Genomic DNA, 18,808 nt, shown 5'->3' on the forward strand with positions numbered 1-18,808 from the left:
AAAATCAGTTCAATTTATTAAATGTAGTAGCACTCACAATTGATTTACCTGAATATAATTTATTGCGTGGTCAAGTTGGTACAATAGTTGAATTATTAGCCGATGGTGCTGTGTTTGAAGTAGAATTTAGTGATAGTAATGGACAAACTTATGAATCTGTTGGGTTGCGTTCAGAGCAAATTATGGTGTTACATTTTGAGCCAGCATCCCCTAATTTAGTGCTAGAAATGGTTACAGCGTAAGTAATTGTGGGTTGGGTAGAACAAAGTGAAACCCAACCTACAGAAATACTGATAAGCTATTTATAGTCATACTTTCAGACAATAGATCACATCTGTAGGGAAATATTATATGACTGAAGTAATTGAGATACCGGTTAGTTTGACTTATTTTAAACTTCCTGAAGCTGTACAAACACGGTTACAATTTTTATTAGATCGTCAAGATGCTGGGGAAGAATTGACTTTAGCAGAAAGAAATGAAGCTGAAGGTTTAGTTGATTTGGCGGAATTTTTATCTTTGCTTTCCTTGCGTTCTCAGCGTATCATGCGGGCGGGATAAATGGGTAAAATTCCAAGTTCATTACGTCAATTAGTTATCCAGCGTGCAAAAGATAGATGTGAATATTGTTGTTTGTCTCAAGCAGGACAGTAGGATTAACAGCTACAGGAAGAGGAACTATTGAAGCATTAAAAATGAATCGTGAGATGATGTTAGCAATTCGAGGAGAAGAGGAATTACTTGGCCGTCATCCACCATTTTAAGCCCCTTCGCTTGACTGGAGAAAACCCAACATTACACATTGGTATTTTGGGGTTAATTTTTTGTTTTTGCAGGTTTACAATATATAAAGTCACTCACAATAGACTTATGACACTAACCCTCAGCTTACCACCAGAATTAGAACAGTATTTAATACAGGAAGCACAACAGCAAGGACTTTCTGTGGAAACTTATACATTGGAACTTATCCAAAAATCTATTCTAGAAAAAGAAAAACAATTGAAAATAGTTAATGTACTTCAGTCTTGGATAGATGAAAGTGATGAACAAGAACAGCAAGAAACAGGAGAATATTTAATTAATGCTTTAGATGAAAATCGTTTATCCAATCGTCAATTATTCCCAGTTGAATTAAAAGGCGTAACTTGGTGAATCGAGTTATTTTGCTGAATGCAAAACCTATAGGTTTAGTCACAAATCCCAAATTGTCAGATGAAAGCCTTTATTTTAAAATAGTGACGTTACATACAGAAGCTGGTTTAATGGATATGTATATTACTTATAGAAGATAAAGGTATGGACAAAATCTAAAAATGTGTGTAACCACATTTAATTATTTATCTTATTTTAATTCTTAACCCAAGGAAGGTAGGTAGTTAATGTTTCAGAGTAATGGTAGTAATGATAAGAAAAACGTGGAAATTAATGATATTGAAACTCTTACAAAGCTTCAGAGTGATGCTAGTAATGATAAGGAAACCATAGAAATTAATGATTTTATAACTCTTACGAATGAACTACAATTACTGCGTCAACAAAAATTTACCTTTCTTTTAGTTGGACGTACAGGAGTAGGAAAATCAAGCACTGTAAATAGTTTAATGGGTAAAGACATTGCCACAGTTGGTGATTTTGAGCCGACAACTATGGAAATTAAAAGTTATGATTATGACACTAGTAAAAATGGAATTAAATTAACAATAATTGATACCCCTGGTTTATGCGATGATCTTGAAGAAGTTGGTAATGACCATAAATACCTAGAACTCATGCGTTCACAGATAAAGCAAGTTGACTCAATGTGGTTTGTCAGTCGTTTAGATGAAACAAGAGTTACTCACGATGAAAAACGAGGTATAAAACTAATTTCAGAAGCATTTTCTCATAAAATTTGGGAGCAAGCTGTAATTATCTTCACTTTTGCTGGGAATATTGAGAAATCAAAGTATGAGAATGTATTACAGAAAAGAACCGAATTAATTCGTAAAGAAATAGCAAAGTATGTTGGAGTTACCATTGCAAATAACATTCCTTCAGTGGCTGTAGATAATCAAAATAAAACTACTCCTGATGGGAAACAATGGCTAGGTGAACTTTACACTCAAGTTTATGTAAGAATGTCTACGAATGGTGCTGTACCATTCTTGATGGCAACCGTCGAGCGAATAAGACAACAACCAGAAATAATTGAAAAGCCAATTTATATAGAAATTGAAAAGCCAATTTATATAGAAATTGAAAAGCCAATTTATATAGAAATTGAAAAGCCAATTGATAAACAACAACTACCACGACTACCAGATAAGATTGACAATTCAATTCATGAATATTCTAAACAAGAACGAGGACTACCACAAAAAAAAGAAGAAGAAAATAACCATCCAATTTTCGTGAATCCTGATCAATATAAGCAAATTAAAGATAACGCTAAAAGAACTTGGTCAGAACGTTTTTTCGACAGCATAGAGACGGTAGGTAAATTGATGGAGAGAGGAATCGAAGTTGTTACTAAAACAACTATTCCTGTTGTTAAGATAGCAAAGGGTGTTGCCAAGTTATTCGGTTTTTAGATAAAAATGAAATGTAAATGCGTAAATTTTTACTGCTTGGAAGAACAGGTGTAGGTAAATCTAGTTTTATCAACGGTACTTTTGGCAACTACATTGCTAAAACGTCCGAATTTGAAGCTTGCACAAAATTTGTTGAGCATTATGCATACAATACCCCCTTGGGTAATGTAGGACTTATTGATACACCTGGATTAGCTGAAGATGATGAGGCTTGTGATAAGAAATACCTAGCTTTAATAAAAGAGAAAATTGATCTCAATCAAATTTATGCAACAATATATGTGAGTAAACTGAACGAAACTCGATTTTCTCCTGATGAAAAGCGAACACTGCGACTTTTAACTAAGCAATTAGGTGTATCTATTTGGAATAAATCAATCCTTGTTTTAACTTTTGCTGCGTCTATTTCTGAAGAAAAACGTGAAGAAATAGCATTACGAAGAATTGAACATATTCAGGAATATCTGCAAACTGTAACAGCAGAGAATAAAACCACTCCACTATTCAAAAACTTTGATCAATGCTGGTTAGTAGATAATATTGTAAATAATTGGGCTTCAAATGCAGTTTCTGTTATATCTCTTCTAACAACCTAATATCTTATATTTTCATTAGTTTCACCAAACGTAGGTTGGGTTTAGAAGATTCAATAAAACCAACCTGTATTTCTTTACAATTAATGTTGGGTTTCATTTCATACCCTTCGGGAAGCAAGCTACAACCCAACCTACTCATTGCCAATATCATCATCAAAAATAATTTCCTCACCCGCACCCCACATCATGTCATACATACCTTGATGCACAGCGCGATGAAAACTTGAATATTCCCAATCTTTTGGTGCTGTTACCAAACCATGTTTCACAGGATTATAATGAATATATTCAACGTGATTTTGAAAATCAATTTCATCTCTAATTAAATGTTCCCAAAAACGATATTGCCATATAGCCCGTTGTTTTTTCTTTTTTCTAGATGCAGATATATTTTCTGGTGAAATAGTTTCACATTTACGACTAAAATAACTTTTAATTAACCGCCAACGGGTAGAAAAATCATGATCATTTTCTGGTAAAGTCCAAATACAGTGGAGATGATCAGGTAAAATAACAACAGCATCTATAATAAATGGATGTTTCTGCATTACATAACCAAAAGCATCTCTTAATAAAGAAACATTTTTTGGTAAACATAATATTTTTTGTCTTTTATCTGTCACGACCGTAAAAAAGTATGCTCCTCCTACCACATTGGCGCGGCGATATTCCATACTATAAATATCCTGTGATTAAAGTTATGTTTTATGATGTTGATTTTCCTTGCGTCAACCCAACCTACTTAATAGTATAATTGATAAATAACAGATATCCTTAATTAGCATTATGACTACAGTTGCTATTGTACCTACATCAAATGCCAGTGGAGAAAAGTCTTATCGCGCGATCGCTGGAGATAAACAGTCTGTTGGCAAAACTGCCGGTCAAGCTTTAGATGCTTTGACTACACAGTTAGGTGAAGTTGAATTTCGGGCATTATTAATTATTGATAATTTTCATGCTGATCAATTTTTCACTAACGAGCAAAAACAACGTTTATCCGAACTAATGAATATGTGGAGAACAGCACGAGATCAAGGACAAACACTTCCCCCAGAAATACAAATTGAATTAGATAATCTTGTTAATGCTGAACTCAATGCCGCTACAGCTAGAACTGCATCTTTAGCACAACAGTTGAGTCAATGAATCCATTTTATCATCTAGTAGCAGATCGCGCTTTTCATCGCTGTGAATATTGTCATGCGCCGGAATTAGTATTTAATTTTCCCTTTGAAGTTGAACATATAGTTCCTACTTCTCGTGGGGGTGTTAATGTTGAAATTAATTTAGCCCTTGCTTGTCGTTCTTGTAATCTACGAAAAGGATCTCGTATTGGTGAAATAGATCCCGAATCTAATACAGAAGTTCGTCTTTTTAATCCTAGAGAAGACCGATGGGAAGAGCATTTTCAAGTTAATTCTGAAACTGGTTTAATTATAGGTATAACGCCTATTGGAAGAGTAACTGTAAAGAGTTTAGAGCTAAATAGTCAATCTCAAGTGATAGCAAGACAATTATGGATTCGTTTGGGATTATTTCCATAAAATGGAAAATTAGAAATGAAAAAAATATTTCCCCCAACTATAGAAAAGCATTAATTCCCCCACGGTTATGGTAAAATTTAACTGCGATTTTTAGAAAATTTAAAAAACCAATGTATTCGATAGGAGTTTATAAAGTTCCTGTTATAACTATAAAAAACACCCGTGTCATAGCTACTTTAGAACCTGCAAAAGAAGAAGAAATGCCCACATTTGGTAAATAGAATTTTCGGCGTTGCTGAATTAGGGTATGAAATTCAAAAATCAATGATTTCAAACTCTTACTCTCTGTGACTGGAGCGCCTCTGCGTGAAACAAAATCATACTCTTAATCAGCAACGCCCCTTTTTTCTTTAAGACTTTATCCGGCATTGAGCCTATCCGAATTAATTGAAGAATAAAAATCTTCCAGTCGGCTTCAGCCGACTTTCGCTATTATACTGGGAATTCATTCCTAGACAATTAACCCCCAGAACCTTCTACCACTTCTAATAAACTCCGCAACATCCAATAAGCAGAAGTACCACCAGGATCTTGATGTCCAATACTGCGATCGCCTAAATAACTCGCTCTCCCCTTTTTTGCTAACATGGGAATAGTATCTTTTAATCCCTGTTCTGCCGCTTGTACAGATGCCTGTAAGGCTGCTACAATATTTAAATTATTTCTAATTGCTTGTTCAAAAGCTGTAACAGCAGGAGATAATACATCCACCATTGTTTTGTCTCCCAATTGTGCCTTACCACGCTCAATGACACCATCTAAACCAGATTTTAGTAATTCCAGCATATCCTCTTCTGCTAATGCTTCCTTGCCAGCGGTGGCTGCACTAGCTCTTAAAAACCATGTACCATATAATGGACCACTTGCACCACCAATGCTAGAAATCAAGGTCATGCTCACAGTTTTGAAAATGCTGCTAATATCTTGATCAGCAAAATTGGGTAAAATGTTAGTAATTTTTTTAAACCCACGATCCATATTACTACCGTGATCAGCATCACCTATGGCTGCATCTAATTCTGTCAACTTATCTTTATGATGCTCAATCACATGAGCATATACTTGTAACCATTCAATAATTTGCACCTGAGTAACCATTTCAAACTCCCCAGCGTAAACTTGGCGTTTTGACTGGTGCATCCCAAAGACGAATCATCTCATCATCTAATTTTAGCAGTGTGATGGAGCAACCTTGCATATCTAATGATGTCATGTAGGGGCCAATTAGATTCCGCACTATTTGCAGTCCTTCCAATTCACAAATTTCTGCGAGTTTGCGATAGACAAGATAGAGTTCCGCAATGGGAGTCCCACCCATACTATTAACATAAGCGAGGAGGCGATCGCCTTTTTGCCAGGGTTTATTTAATAGTTCCAAATCTCTCCATTTACCAATTTGATGATCCCATTCTCGCACTATGCGCCGATAGTTTGTATCATTAATAATAGAGTTTGCTAAAATCTCTGTAATTTCATCACCTGATTTCATGGGAACTCTTTCTTTGCCAGGTTCTCCATGAATACCAATTCCTAATTCTATTTCATCTTTACTCAAGGTAAAAGTAGGTGTTCCTTTGGCGGGAACTGTACAAGAAGTCAACGCCATACCCATACTTCTACCGTGAACATTCACCTTTCTACACAAATCTACTAATTGGTGTAAATTATACCCTTGTTCTGCGGCTGCTCCACAGATTTTTTCTGCTAATACTGTTGTTCCTACACCCCGGCGGCCTTGGGTAAAAAGACTATCTTTGACGGCGATATCATCATCAATTAAAATGTTAACGGCGCAGATACCTTGACTATGAGCTAATTCTATAGCCATTTCAAAGTTCATCACATCACCGCTGTAATTTTTCACAATATACAAAATACCCGCACCACCATCTACCTGTGTTGCGGCTGCTAACATTTGGTCAGGGGTGGGTGAGGTGAAAATTTCTCCCGGACAAGCAGCATCCAGCATTCCTAAACCGACAAAACCGCTGTGCATTGGTTCATGACCACTACCACCACCGGAAATAATGGCGACCTTTCCCTGGACGGGTGCATCGGCTCTATAGACAAAGGTAGGCTCATAGTTAACTTTAATTAAATCGCTATGAGCTAACATCATCCCTTGGAGACTTTCCCTCACAAAGTTTTCTGGTTGATTAATCAGCTTTTTCATAGTGGAAGTCTGCTACCAATGACTAATTACCCAATTGTCGCTGTAATTGTTTGAGTTTTTGATATATTTCTGGTAAGCGGCTATAAACTGCTGATACTTTGAGGTAAAGTTTGTGGGGTATGGCTGGACTACCTGAGACAATTTCTCCTGGTGCTATATCGCTGTGAACACCACTTTGAGCCGAAGCGATCGCCCCATCTCCAATTTTGACTTGGTTGGCTATTCCCACTTGTCCTGCTAAAATTACCCGATTTCCAATCTTCACACCTCCAGCCATGCCTGCTTGACCTGCTATGGCGCAACCAGAACCAATTTGAGTGCCATGTCCTATCTGGACTAAATTATCAATTTTAGTATTTTTACCAATTCTCGTTTCTCCCACTGCGGGACGATCTATGGCTGTATTACAACCTACTTCTACCCCATCTTCTAAAACAGTGTAACCTGATTGTTCCATTTTCAACCAACCTGTCCGGGTAGGGACAAAGCCGAAGCCTTCTGCACCAATAACAGCACCGCTATGAATCATACAATCTGCACCGATTTGGCTGCGTTCGTGGATGGTACAGTTAGCGTGTAAGGTAGTGCGATCGCCTATTTTTACTTCTGGATAAACAACGACGTTGGGGTGAATAATTACACCATTGGCAATTTCTGCACCTTGAGAAATGACAACATGAGCGCCAATATAGACATCATTACCAATTTTGGCGGTGGGGTGAATAACTGCGGTGGGGTGAATTTCTGGAGTGGGTTGATATGGTTGATAAAAAAGAGCGATCGCCTTGGCAAATAATAAGCGTGGTTCTGGGGTTACTAACCAGGCTATACCCCTCTGGGTGGCTTGAACTTGTAATTTTTCATCTTGAGGTAAAATTAAAGCACTAGCGTCTGTAGAGGCTATTAAAGAGCCAAATCTTGTTCCTTCTACATAACTGATAGTGCCTGTAGTAGCTTCATCTATGGCTGCAACTCCCATAATGTCTAAATCTTGCTCTGGGTTAGCAGTGAGGCTGTGGGAAGTTATCGCGTCATTTAATTTGCTGATAATTATGCTGAATTTCATGATTTGATTCTGAGAATTTCAGGGTGATAAAACTCATCATGCCTTGATCCGGTCTTTTTTGTTCACTACTTCAGGATTCAAATAATATTCTTCAGCATGATAGAAATAATTGCTAGATTCATTTTGCTCAATTACGCCATTAACCAGTAAACCCAAAACATTATAGCTAGGAGATTTGAGCATTTCTTTCACAGTATTGGCACTAGTATAATCTACCACTCCAGGTCTAGCTACCAGCAATATACCATCCGTCATTTGACTTAGCGTCAGTGCATCAGCCCCAATCAATAGAGGAGGAGTATCAATAATTACGTAATCATATTCTTCTGAAAATTCTTCAATTAGTGTAGCCATACGTTTTGAATCGAGTAAAGCCAAAGGGTTAGGGGGTCTCATTCCGGCAGTTATCACATCTAGATTCGGCATAACTTGAAAACTAATAGCCTGAGATTTTTTCTGACTAACAAGTAACTCACTTAAACCTGTTAAGTTAGGTAGTTTCCAGAAAGAATCCTGAGAAGAAATTCGCATATCTGCATCCACAAGTAAAACTTTTTTCCCTAATTGAGCTAGTGCTGTTGCTAAATTAGCTGATACTGTAGACTTACCTTCGTTAGCAACTGAACTTGTGACGATAATTGTTTTGATTGTCTTATCTGAACTCAATAATCGGAGATTAGCTTGAATCATCCGGTACATTTCACTAGCTAAAGAGTAAGGCTGATCTCTGACAACAATCTCGTAGCTTGCTAATTTTTTAGCAACTTCACGAGAATTCAATTTTTTGCCTGATAAGGGAATCTTCCCCAATACAGTATATTTATAAATATCTGTAATTTCTTTCAGAGTTTTTAGAGAACTATCCCTCATCTCTAAAACTAGAATAGTGGTAGTAGACAAAAACAGTCCTAACATCATGCCGAGTGCCAAAACAATTTGTTTTTTCCCTGATATTGGCTTTTTGGGAACTTCAGCTTCAGCAATAATTCTGGCATTAGCTGTATTTTTATTTTCTGCTACCTTTAATTCTTGAACTTTTTTCAAAAAAGTTTGATAGCTAGATTGGGCAACTTCAACTTTTTGTTGTAGATTATTATGTTTTTGTTCTAAGTAAGGTAATATTCTCACCCGTTTTTCATAAGCAGTACGAGATTTAAATAGGGAAGCCAATTTTTTATTCAAGCCAAATTGTTGAACTTCTAATTGCAGAAAATCATTAATCAGGCTTTGTCTAAGTTCTCCAATTTGGAATAATCTTTGAGGAAATTGAATTTGGCTACCAATTGTTTTTTGAATTTCTTGTTCGAGAAGATTACTTAAATTAGCTTTTTTTGCTTCCAGATTAATAATTATGGGTGTGTCAGCTAAAAAACGGCTACGCTCAATTGCTAACTGCCGTTCTAGTTCTTGTAGTTGTTGTAGAATTCCCTGTACTGCTAGTGACTGACTTAAGGCACTTACGGCAATTGCCTCTTGGGAATTTTGTCCTAAGCTGTCACGCAGTGCATTACTTTGGGCTTTTAAATCTTCTAGTTGAGCCGTAATCGTATTAATCTGCTCGGTTAAATTGCTAATAATAGTAACGGCTGATTTTTTTTCTTCTGCTAAATCTACAATTTTATACTCCTGCCTAAATTTGCGTAGAGCGATTTCCGCAGCATAAACATCAGATTGACTTTCAGGAAGCTGCTTAGTGATAAATGCCAGAGTTACTTCTGCCTCAGAGCGATTTGTAAGAATACCATTTTCTAAATATAAATTCATTACTGTATTGACTACTGCTGCTGCTTTGTCAGGGTATTGACTGGTATAGGAAAGTCGTAAAACATCTGTACCACCAATAATTTTTAACTTCAAACCTTCTGCTAGGTCTTCAATTTCTAGGGGTTCACCTGTTTTGTTTTTGAGTTGTAGTTGGTCTATTGTCTGCTGCAAGATAGGAGGAGAATAAATCACTTCCATCTGAGTATTGATAGGGTTTTGAGTTGATACGAGAGATGTTAAATCGCCTGTTGATCCTTCATCCAATTTACTAGGTAAAAGATTAGATCCTAATACTTGAAAAGAGGGGGCTTTGAATAATAGTTTTCCTTCTGCTTCGTAAGATGGTTTGATAAAATTTATAGCTATGGCACTCAGAAAAAATGTAGCTAGAAAAACACTGGCAGCAGGGGTAAATTGCCTTTTTACAACTAATAAATAATGACTTGGATCTATATCAATGGCTTCTCTAGATTCCATAGAGCTTTGGGACATAATATAATATTCAAAAAGCTAGGTTTAAACAAAGTGTTCAACTAAATTTCTATTGCTTGAAAGTAGGATCAAATATTTGTTATTAATATCTATCAATAATCCTATTTGATAACATCATAGACTTTCTCTGTTAAAAAAGGTTCAAAATCCTCTCAGCGTTTGGGACAATTATCAAAAGCACGAGCGATCGCATTCCAGACTAATTTGCGCTGCATCTGTGCATCTAACGGTAGGGTACGGACTGGTTTGCGATCCGGTCTAGGTTGAAATTCACCAAGCCATGTATATTTATCGCTTAATCCCCAAGTAATTACACCAATGACAGCTTTTTCATCTAGAGCTGCTGAAAGATAATCTTCATAAGCTGCGGCCACAATGCGATCGCGGACTTTAATATCTATGGGCAGATTTTTATCTGTCACATCCAATTCTGTAATCATAATTTTTAAGCCCAAACTAGCCACATCTCGCAGAAATTGGCGTAGCTTTTCCGGGTTAAATTTTCTGTTACTACCTGGACTTAAATGTGCTTGAGTACCAAAAGCATGAATTGGAGTTCCTCTAGCCTTTAAACCTGTTAATAAATTCAAAACAGCAGTTCTTTTAGCGTCAGCTTCCGGCGTATCGTAGTCTAAACCAAATTCATTATAAACTAACAATGCTTTTGGGTCATACTCAGCCGTGAGACGAAAAGCTAAATCAATGTAATTCGTACCCAAAGAGTTTAACCAAGGAGTGATTCGCAAACCATCATCCCTACCATCTTTTGGTTCTATAGCTTCATTTACCACATCCCATGAATGAATTTTTCCAGTATAACGTTTAACAACGGTTTGGATATGGTTTTGTAATAACTGCTGTGCATTTTTATTATTAACTGTCTCCTTAAACCACTTGGGTAAGGACTCATGCCAAACTAAAGTATGCCCACGCAACAGGAGTTTATGAGTAGCAGCAAAATTAGCTATCCAATCAGCATCAGTAAAGTCAAACTGATCAAATCCAGGACGAAGCATTGCATCACCAGCAGTCCATTTAAATTCCCATTCTGGGACAAACATACTACAATTTTCAACTATAGCAGCTATATAGGCCGGATCTGATGCAAGATATTTTTTGGTACTAGCTGTCCCATAAATCAATCCTTTCTTAGCAGCACGTTGCTTTAAAGAAAGCTCCTGAGAAACTGTAAAATCTCTTTCAGGATCATCAAGTGTTTGTATTTGCTGATGATGAGAAAAACCTCGACTTGTTGCCACTGCACTGATAGCTGCTAAACTACCTAAGCCGAATAAAAGGCTGCGTCTGCGAGTTAATTTTAAGATATTACTCATTTTATTTTTGATGATTTTTCTGATTGATTTGCGATTAGCCCTTCATTAATTCGTTGTTTGAACACCCGATAAAGAAATAACGGATTGCCTACAACATAACGTTCCCAAAGACGAGTAGGTTCAGTGATTAAGCGGGTTAACCACTCAAAGCCATTATCAGTCAACCAGCGTGGACCACGATATACGGAGTCAGTATAAAAATCTAAACAAGCTCCTAATGGTAAAAACACGCGAGTTTCTATTTGATTACAGTTATCCAAAATCCATTTTTCCTGTAATGGCATCCCGAAACCAATATATAAAACGTCAGGTTTAAATTTATTAATTTTCTCAATTACTGCATCATTTTCACTACCATTTTTGTCAAAATAACCGTGATGTCCTTCTACAGATAAATTAGGTGCGATCACTTGTAATTTTTGAATTGCTTTATCCGTAACTCCAGGTTCACCAGCAAGCAAAAATAAAGAAACATTCTTTTGCTCACAAGCTAAGGCTAAATTTTCTATATAATCAGGACAAGTCATACGATGTCTGGATTCAATCTCATATCCTAGAATTTTTGCCCCCAGGATGACACCAGTTCCATCGCAAAATACTAAATCAGCATTATTCATGAAATCTCGATACCAAGGCAATTGACAAGCAAAGTTCATCCCTCGCACATTTACGTGTCCTATGATTGTTTTCTTATCAATCTTTCCAGCTTCTACAATGTATTTAATTAAATCTTGTACCGTTAATTTATGAAATCTTGTATTTAAGACATTGATTTCGGGAAAAGTTTGTATTGTCATAGTATTCGCCAAAATTAAATCAATTAGAAACAGTTTACAGTTATTTCAGTCTGTTAACTCAATACAGATTGATAAATATTAGATAAAGAGACAAAATAATTTTTGACATCAAAAGGCTTGGTACTATTTCTAGCATTTTCACCCAATCTCCTTTTTAATTCTTGATTAGCGAGTAATAATTGCATTGCTGTTGATAATTCTTGAATATTGCCTGGTTGCACTAACAACCCGTTTTTATGATCAATAACTAACTCAGGAATACCTCCCACTGGTGTAGTAATTACAGGCAATCCCCAACTCATAGCTTCAAGTAGTGCCATAGGTAAACCTTCGTTATATGAAGGCAATACAAAAACATCTGCTTTTGCCAAAAGTTCATCCCGTTGTCGTTCGTTTACCCAATCCAAAATAGTAATATATTCACTTAAATTCAGCTTTTTAACTATATCTCTAGCTTTTTCTCCTTCTCCATCTCCGGCCATAATCAATTGTGCATTTTGTTTTTGATCTGTAGGAATAGCAGCAAAAGCATCAATTAAATCAAATGCTCCTTTGCGTTCTCCAATCCTTCCCAAAAATAAAAAATTAACTTTTTGAGATTTAATCCGTTGGGGAATTTCTAAAGGAAATTTCACTGGATTAGGTAGAATAACTACTTGATCTACTTTCAAACCAAGATTTTCCATATAGAATTTTTTCCAACTTTCGGATAAAACAATAAAGCGAGTTGATTTGCAAAATATCCAACTTAATCCGACTTTAATAATTTGCGGCAAATTGGCGTAAAACACATGAAAATCAGCACTATGAGTATGAATAATTACTGGTTTTCTCAGTAGCCAAGCAATCGTGGTAGTAAATGCTTGACGAAAAGCACTACCTCGCTCGGAAACATGGATATGAACAATATCAGCTTCTGATTTTAAAAGTCGCCATGATAATAATAGTAAAGCTTGAATAAATACGAATATTTTACGTATTGTTGATCCATTTGGCAAAGTAGATATATGAATAATTTCGATTTCCGTAGGAGCTTGTTTCATGATTAATTTTTCGACAGAAACTATCCCTCCTTGTCTATCTAAACTTTCACCTAACATGAGAATTTTTAATTTCTGCATAATCCAACTGTATTTATTTTCTATTAAATGCTGAACATTTTATCCTATAGGACTGCGCTCTGCGCTTAAAAATAACCTACATATCTACCCCCCTTATTTCTTTATTGCCTGTTGTTTGTTGCCTATCAATAGCCTCAGAAATATATATGGATGAACTTATGTAGAGTATCCAAGTAAGACTATTTGTTTCAAGTAAATTTGTTTCAGTCAAGTTAGCAATAATTAAAAAAGATGTATGTAATAAAGGGTATAAATCTACAGATTGGCTAGTGATACGCACCCAATATAATGATTGTAATAAACTGCGCCTAAATCCTAATAGAAATATCCCTAAGCCTAAGAGACCTAAATCTAGCCAAAGAGCTAGGAAACCATTATGAGGGTGGGTTGGTGTCCATCCAGAGCCACGCCAAATGTAGGCAGATTCACCATCCCACCCCTGCCAAAAGCCACCGTAACCATAACCTATCCAAGGATGTTTCCAAATCATGTCCATTACCAATGGCCACAATTCTGTTCGTCCAGTTAGGGTTGCATCTTTACCGATTGAGGCAAAAACAACCGAGGCATTATTAATAAACCAAAAATATAAAATTTGTCCTAAAGTGAGGATCATAGTTAGCATTGGTAGCATCAATAAATAGGGTAGACGCAAATTCTGAAAAATAAAATATACTAATGCTAAAATTAATATGTTGAGAAGAGATGAACTTGATGCAGCCATTAGGATAAGCAGGATTGATAAGCTAAAACCTATCCACATCAGTAAACTATGCTTTTTACTCTGATAGGCAAGGATTAAAAAAACCATACAACTATATACCATCCTTGCTCCTAGACCATTTTTATGTAGAAATACTCCTCGCCACTTTCCTTGATGAATACCTCCCATGATCCCATATTTTGGTAATGCTACAGCAAAAATAAAACTCAATACGACGATAATCCCATATGTCCAACCCAATAAATTCAGTTGCTGCTTTAAGGTGTAACGGGAAGCAAAATAAAGTCCAAATAAGCTAGAACCAATCAGGGTAATACTATCTTTTAATGTTGTTCCTTTCTCAAAAGACCAAAGCATAGAAATAGCCGCAAGCACAACTAAAAGAAAAAGCCAGCGGTCTTTACTCAGAAAATAAAGCGTATTTTTCCAACGTAAACCCAATAGTAAGAAAGTAACTATATAGATTAAGAAATTAATAATCCTAATCAATGAACTATCAAACTCAACAAACTCATTCTCCTGCGCTCCTCCTGATAGAAGGAGAAGCAGAATTGCACCTGAATAAACTAACAGGACTGCTACTGTAAATCCCTTTTCAGCAAAAACTAGTAGCTTGTTCATAACTAAACCTCATGCAGGCTAAAACCATAAGCTTGGACAATATTGGCGGAAAAACTCAGATATAGATATCAAGAGAAATAGTAAATGCACTTAATTCCTGAATTTTGTTGGATTTAAACTGGCTTTTCACACTCTCCAGTTTTCATCAAGCTGGACATGGTTTCTACCAGAAATTATCAAAACTTGTACTCATAAGCCCCAATATCATAACCAGTACCAGAGGGACGAATACTTCCGGAAAAATCGGATGTTAAACCTGTCCGCACTAAACCCTTATTAATTGCTGGACTAGTTGACTGAAGTTTGAAGTCGTTTACAGAAGGATTCACAAACTTCGGATCAGCAACTATATCGTTAGTTCCTTTAACTGATATTAAGGTACTATTTGCGTATAAGTTATAGTTGACTGTTAGGTTTGTATTATTCCAGCTAAAATTCACATTCTTATTCGGAAAAGCATAAAGAATGTTACTAAGGATTTTGACATCAGATGTTGAATTAGCCGTTATTTGCCCTCCTTTAATAATTTCTGGACTTTGGTTATTCAAGTAATTTGTATTATGAACAATATCTATATGTTCACTTAGATAAGTAGTAATACCCGCTCCACCATTCTTGTATGTGAGATTGTTTTCAATTAAAGTACGCCCAGTATATGCACCCAAGGTAGAGTTATTTTGAGTATTTTTGGAATCATCAATAATGATGGCATGACCATCTGTAATCTTTCCAGTAGCAAACCAGGGAATGTATTGGCGATTGTTGTAGATTTTGTTTTTCCTGACAAACATTTTGTACCCTGTGTTGCTATCAAAACGCCAATTTTGCCATAAGGAAATGGCACTATTGCCATAGGGTGAGTACCAGGAATTATTGAATACTTCATTACCTTCAATTGTCACATAGTCTGTTCGAATGGCTGAAATGCCGCCACCGCCGCAGTCATGAACCTTATTATTAAGAATACGGATGTGATGTGGATGACCATTTTTGCGTCCATCAATACTGATGCAGTTTCCACTTGTGAGAGGATTGGAAGTATTGGTTTTCTGACTCAAGGCATAATTAAGAGTGATATTAGCATTGTTGCCGATCACTTCAAGACCGTTAATTTCAATATAAGATGCTCCATCTTGAATCAAAATTCCATGCCATGCGTTGTGTTGAATTTTCGGAAAATGTCCAGGAAATGCTTTATAAGTAATCCATGCACTTGCTGTTCCAGAACGTGTAATTTTTACTACTTGTCCTTGAGAAGGCGTATTTTTGTATATGCCATTCATAATGAGAACGGTGTCACCAGGGTTGGTGAGATTTGCTGCCTTTTGTATAGTATTAAAGGCAGAGGTGGTAGAGAGTCCAGTATTACTATCGCTGCCAGTAGCACTGACATAGTAGGTTTTGGGTGTAGTTTGGCTGTATAGTGTCGGTTTAGTCAATAACTGACTTGCTTTGTCCAAAACAGAGGTGTTTATTTTGTCTCCGCTTACTATTGTGCTAAGTAGACAAGGGAGCAAAAGGGATGCTGTCAAACTGAGTCCAGGTGTTGCCATAAATAAAGGAAAGGTAAATTTTCTACTTACGTAATACTACTATAGAGGATAACAAGAAATTTTACATTACTTTTTCCATTTTTATGGCTGTGTGATATGTTTCTATTGTTTTCTCAGCAATATTTGACCAGTTTAAATCTTGCTGAGAACGAGCTAATGCGGCAGTCTGCATCTGATGTTGTAAATTGCGATCGCTCAATAAATTAATAATCGCATCAGCCAAAGCTTGGACATCACCCGGTGGAACTAAAAATCCATCTTTTTGATGTTGAACTATCTCACTTAATCCTCCGATATCAGAGGCCACAATTGGTGTTCCCATACCATAAGATAATGCGGCTACACCACTTTGGGATGCTTCAATATAAGGTAAAACGGAAATGGTACTGCGTTGGAATAATCCCGCTACCTGTTCTAGAGGAATAAAATCATTTAATAGTTCGATGCGGGTACTGTCATAACCGCTGGGAAAGTATTGTTCAATATTTTCTCCTCTTCCAGCAATAATTAACTTAACTTCAGGAATTTTGGCAGCAATTAAAGGCATTGCTTCTATGAGGTATTTTAAACCTTTGTAAGGCCAAATCCGCCCAAAAAACAGCAATGTGTATGGCTCTCTGGCTACATTATTTTTCCCAGATCGGCGTTGATATAAACTACCAAGCTCTCCATGCGGTATAATATTAACTTGTTGCTGTGAGACTTGAAAATTTTTAGTCAAAGCATCTTTGAGAGACTGAGTATGGACAATTAGTTGTTGAGAACGCTTGAAAGCAATACGCTTGGTGTATTCTGAACCAAATACACTTTGGCGATCGCCTGGATGACGAAATACATCATGAATGGTTGTTACCAATGGTGGCATTTTGTTAAGAAATAATGTCAAGTCATACCAAGGATCGTTAGTCTCTTGGACGTGCAACACATCTGGTTTTAGTTCTTTAATAATCCGCATCATCGCTGCCATAGACAAGAGATTTCGCGGGTCTCTAATCCTGGGCTTAGGAAAGCTAATTGTGCGAATACGGCTATCAAGATTATTCCGGCATACAGCAGATACTGTTTCTGGGTGAATTAGTGTTAAATCAACATATTTAACTAGACTATTAGCTAATTCAATGGTGTAGTCTTCAAAGCAAAAATGTAGCAAGGCGATTTTGAGCATAGATAATCCTGAGTTATTAGTTTACATAAACCTATTTAAATATTTTCAAGACAGCAGGTTTGAGAACTTTTGAGTAAAACCGAAAAGCTACACCTTTGAAGATATTTCTATCTATTTCTTTGACAAACTCTTTAGATCGAAATTGAGCGCTCATTAGTTTAATACTATTAACTAAATCATAACGGTTTTGTTTTTCAAATAATTCGACTAAATCAAGATAGTAAGCTTCTTCGTCAAAATGCTGAACTTTTGATTTTGTTAATAAAAGATCTCCAGAAATATCATTATTTGGGAAAGTTTTTGCCTGTTCTAACATCCCTAAAGCAGCAAGTTGAGCCATTGTAGCCACGCATTTTGGGCATTCACCACAGTTTACATATCCAGTCGGCAAATTTAACTGGTCGCACACCCTGAGAGTTCGCATAGCTATATCCCATCCAATAACTAAGTTAGTTTTAGAGAATCGGGAAAGGGCAATATATTCATGGCGAATTGTTAAATCATAACTGCTATATTGGGGGTCAAGGAGGGGGTGTGTTCCCCAAGGTTGTAAGTAAGAAATTTCATCGCTGGAACTAATAGCAACGCTGGCTAGTCTGTTGCTGAAAGCATGACCAACAGAGGCTAGTGCTGCACTAGTATAATAGTCTTTCCAGAATTCTATACCACCTTGTTCTATATCTAAATCTTTAACGAAAGCATAAAGGTTTGTATAAACAGGAATGAGGGTAAGTCCAGCATCTTTTTTAATCTCATTAAAAGAGATGTATGCTTTTTCAAAGTTTTCTAGAGTTGTTTCCGAAAACCCATAGATAAATAATCCATCTTTGATTGATCCAGGATGTTCTAAGGGGTAGTTAATCCGGTTAAGTCGTAAAGTAGCTAATGTATCAATACCTCCTGTAAAAAATATACCTGCTCGCTTAGATGTGGCTGGTGTTGGTACGCTGCTGCTGATTTTGGCTTCGATCTTAACTCGTAAGCGATCGCGTTTGTACCAGGTTGTAACCAAAGCCATCGCTGTTTGTAAATTTTCTAGTAACTGTGGGCAAATTTCCTCATCTATAAAAATCCTTTCTTCTCCATAGTAGAAAGCCACCATTGTGCAAGCGATTAAAAAACTATGGGGATTGCATGATAGGTCTTGAGCATACTCTTGGGTAGTGGCAATATAAATTTCTTGGGGTGCGCGATCGCGATCTTCCCAGACTACAGTCGCCCTCACCTGAAATAAATCACCTTTTTGTTCACTCGTTAAATTAATAATTTTCATGATCTAAAT

The 18,808-nt window shown here is 36.5% G+C and carries 21 protein-coding genes; 9 read left to right on the forward strand and 12 right to left on the reverse strand.

Going from position 1 to position 18,808, the window contains the following annotated elements:
* The 7 genes from FJR04_RS13760 to FJR04_RS13790 form a co-directional block, all read left to right on the forward strand.
* Positions 1–242 (forward strand): DUF4926 domain-containing protein (locus FJR04_RS13760; RefSeq protein ID WP_168495650.1); only part of this gene is annotated, 242 nt, incomplete at its 5' end.
* 109 nt (positions 243–351) lie between these two features.
* On the forward strand, positions 352–561 hold the full coding sequence (locus tag FJR04_RS13765) for a hypothetical protein (RefSeq protein WP_168495652.1): 210 nt from the start codon (positions 352–354) through the stop codon (positions 559–561).
* A gap of 68 nt (positions 562–629) precedes the next feature.
* On the forward strand, positions 630–764 hold the full coding sequence (locus FJR04_RS26485) for a hypothetical protein (protein WP_256366796.1): 135 nt from the start codon (positions 630–632) through the stop codon (positions 762–764).
* A 106-nt stretch (positions 765–870) separates the two neighbouring features.
* On the forward strand, positions 871–1,155 hold the full coding sequence (locus FJR04_RS13775) for a hypothetical protein (protein WP_168495654.1): 285 nt from the start codon (positions 871–873) through the stop codon (positions 1,153–1,155).
* Positions 1,152–1,295, forward strand: a complete 144-nt coding sequence (locus FJR04_RS25735; RefSeq protein WP_174763549.1) for a hypothetical protein — start codon at positions 1,152–1,154, stop codon at positions 1,293–1,295. Before FJR04_RS13775 ends, FJR04_RS25735 begins: the two co-directional genes overlap by 4 nt.
* 87 nt (positions 1,296–1,382) lie before the next feature.
* On the forward strand, positions 1,383–2,573 hold the full coding sequence (locus FJR04_RS13785) for a GTPase (protein WP_168495656.1): 1,191 nt from the start codon (positions 1,383–1,385) through the stop codon (positions 2,571–2,573).
* Positions 2,574–2,590: 17 nt separating this feature from the next.
* Positions 2,591–3,169 (forward strand): GTPase, encoded by a 579-nt coding sequence (locus FJR04_RS13790; protein ID WP_168495658.1) that lies wholly within the window; start codon positions 2,591–2,593, stop codon positions 3,167–3,169.
* Between the two features lie 131 nt (positions 3,170–3,300).
* Here FJR04_RS13790 and FJR04_RS13795 read toward each other — a convergent pair whose 3' ends face one another.
* Positions 3,301–3,843 carry a transposase gene (locus FJR04_RS13795; protein ID WP_168495660.1) on the reverse strand — a complete coding sequence of 181 codons (543 nt, stop codon included), beginning with the start codon at positions 3,841–3,843 and terminating at the stop codon, positions 3,301–3,303.
* Between the two features lie 112 nt (positions 3,844–3,955).
* On the opposite strand from FJR04_RS13795, the gene FJR04_RS13800 reads away from it, so the two are divergent.
* Positions 3,956–4,318, forward strand: coding sequence for a hypothetical protein (locus tag FJR04_RS13800; RefSeq protein ID WP_168495662.1), 363 nt, complete (start codon positions 3,956–3,958; stop codon positions 4,316–4,318).
* Entirely contained in the window at positions 4,315–4,716 is a 402-nt protein-coding gene (locus tag FJR04_RS13805) for an HNH endonuclease (RefSeq protein ID WP_168495664.1), read from the forward strand. The genes FJR04_RS13800 and FJR04_RS13805 overlap by 4 nt, the downstream gene beginning before the upstream one ends.
* 459 nt (positions 4,717–5,175) lie before the next feature.
* Here the strand turns inward: FJR04_RS13805 and dhaL are convergent, their stop codons facing one another.
* The 11 genes from dhaL to FJR04_RS13860 all read right to left on the reverse strand — a co-directional run bounded on the left by dhaL (position 5,176) and on the right by FJR04_RS13860 (position 18,799).
* On the reverse strand, positions 5,176–5,814 hold the full coding sequence (gene dhaL / locus FJR04_RS13810) for a dihydroxyacetone kinase subunit DhaL (RefSeq protein WP_168495666.1): 639 nt from the start codon (positions 5,812–5,814) through the stop codon (positions 5,176–5,178).
* 1 nt (position 5,815) lies between these two features.
* On the reverse strand, positions 5,816–6,889 hold the full coding sequence (dhaK, locus tag FJR04_RS13815) for a dihydroxyacetone kinase subunit DhaK (RefSeq protein ID WP_168495668.1): 1,074 nt from the start codon (positions 6,887–6,889) through the stop codon (positions 5,816–5,818).
* Between the two features lie 22 nt (positions 6,890–6,911).
* Positions 6,912–7,955, reverse strand: coding sequence for a UDP-3-O-(3-hydroxymyristoyl)glucosamine N-acyltransferase (lpxD, locus tag FJR04_RS13820; protein WP_168495670.1), 1,044 nt, complete (start codon positions 7,953–7,955; stop codon positions 6,912–6,914).
* 36 nt (positions 7,956–7,991) lie between these two features.
* Positions 7,992–10,196: a polysaccharide biosynthesis tyrosine autokinase gene (locus tag FJR04_RS13825; RefSeq protein ID WP_254445286.1), complete on the reverse strand. Its 2,205-nt coding sequence runs from the start codon at positions 10,194–10,196 to the stop codon at positions 7,992–7,994.
* Between the two features lie 167 nt (positions 10,197–10,363).
* Entirely contained in the window at positions 10,364–11,545 is a 1,182-nt protein-coding gene (locus FJR04_RS13830; protein ID WP_168495674.1) for an endo-1,4-beta-xylanase, read from the reverse strand.
* Positions 11,542–12,342 carry a WecB/TagA/CpsF family glycosyltransferase gene (locus tag FJR04_RS13835; protein WP_168495676.1) on the reverse strand — a complete coding sequence of 267 codons (801 nt, stop codon included), beginning with the start codon at positions 12,340–12,342 and terminating at the stop codon, positions 11,542–11,544. Before FJR04_RS13835 ends, FJR04_RS13830 begins: the two co-directional genes overlap by 4 nt.
* Before the next feature lie 53 nt (positions 12,343–12,395).
* A complete protein-coding gene (locus FJR04_RS13840; protein WP_168495678.1) occupies positions 12,396–13,463 on the reverse strand; it encodes a glycosyltransferase family 4 protein in 1,068 nt (355 codons plus the stop codon).
* 76 nt (positions 13,464–13,539) lie between these two features.
* A complete protein-coding gene (locus FJR04_RS13845) occupies positions 13,540–14,808 on the reverse strand; it encodes an O-antigen ligase (RefSeq protein WP_168495680.1) in 1,269 nt (422 codons plus the stop codon).
* 176 nt (positions 14,809–14,984) lie between these two features.
* On the reverse strand, positions 14,985–16,268 hold the full coding sequence (locus tag FJR04_RS13850; RefSeq protein ID WP_254445287.1) for a choice-of-anchor Q domain-containing protein: 1,284 nt from the start codon (positions 16,266–16,268) through the stop codon (positions 14,985–14,987).
* Between the two features lie 154 nt (positions 16,269–16,422).
* Positions 16,423–17,526: a glycosyltransferase family 4 protein gene (locus tag FJR04_RS13855; protein WP_168495684.1), complete on the reverse strand. Its 1,104-nt coding sequence runs from the start codon at positions 17,524–17,526 to the stop codon at positions 16,423–16,425.
* Positions 17,527–17,557: 31 nt separating this feature from the next.
* On the reverse strand, positions 17,558–18,799 hold the full coding sequence (locus FJR04_RS13860; RefSeq protein WP_168495686.1) for a hypothetical protein: 1,242 nt from the start codon (positions 18,797–18,799) through the stop codon (positions 17,558–17,560).
* Positions 18,800–18,808 lie beyond the last annotated feature (9 nt).

Source organism: Anabaena sp. UHCC 0204, assembly GCF_009711975.1.
GTDB lineage: Bacteria > Cyanobacteriota > Cyanobacteriia > Cyanobacteriales > Nostocaceae > Dolichospermum.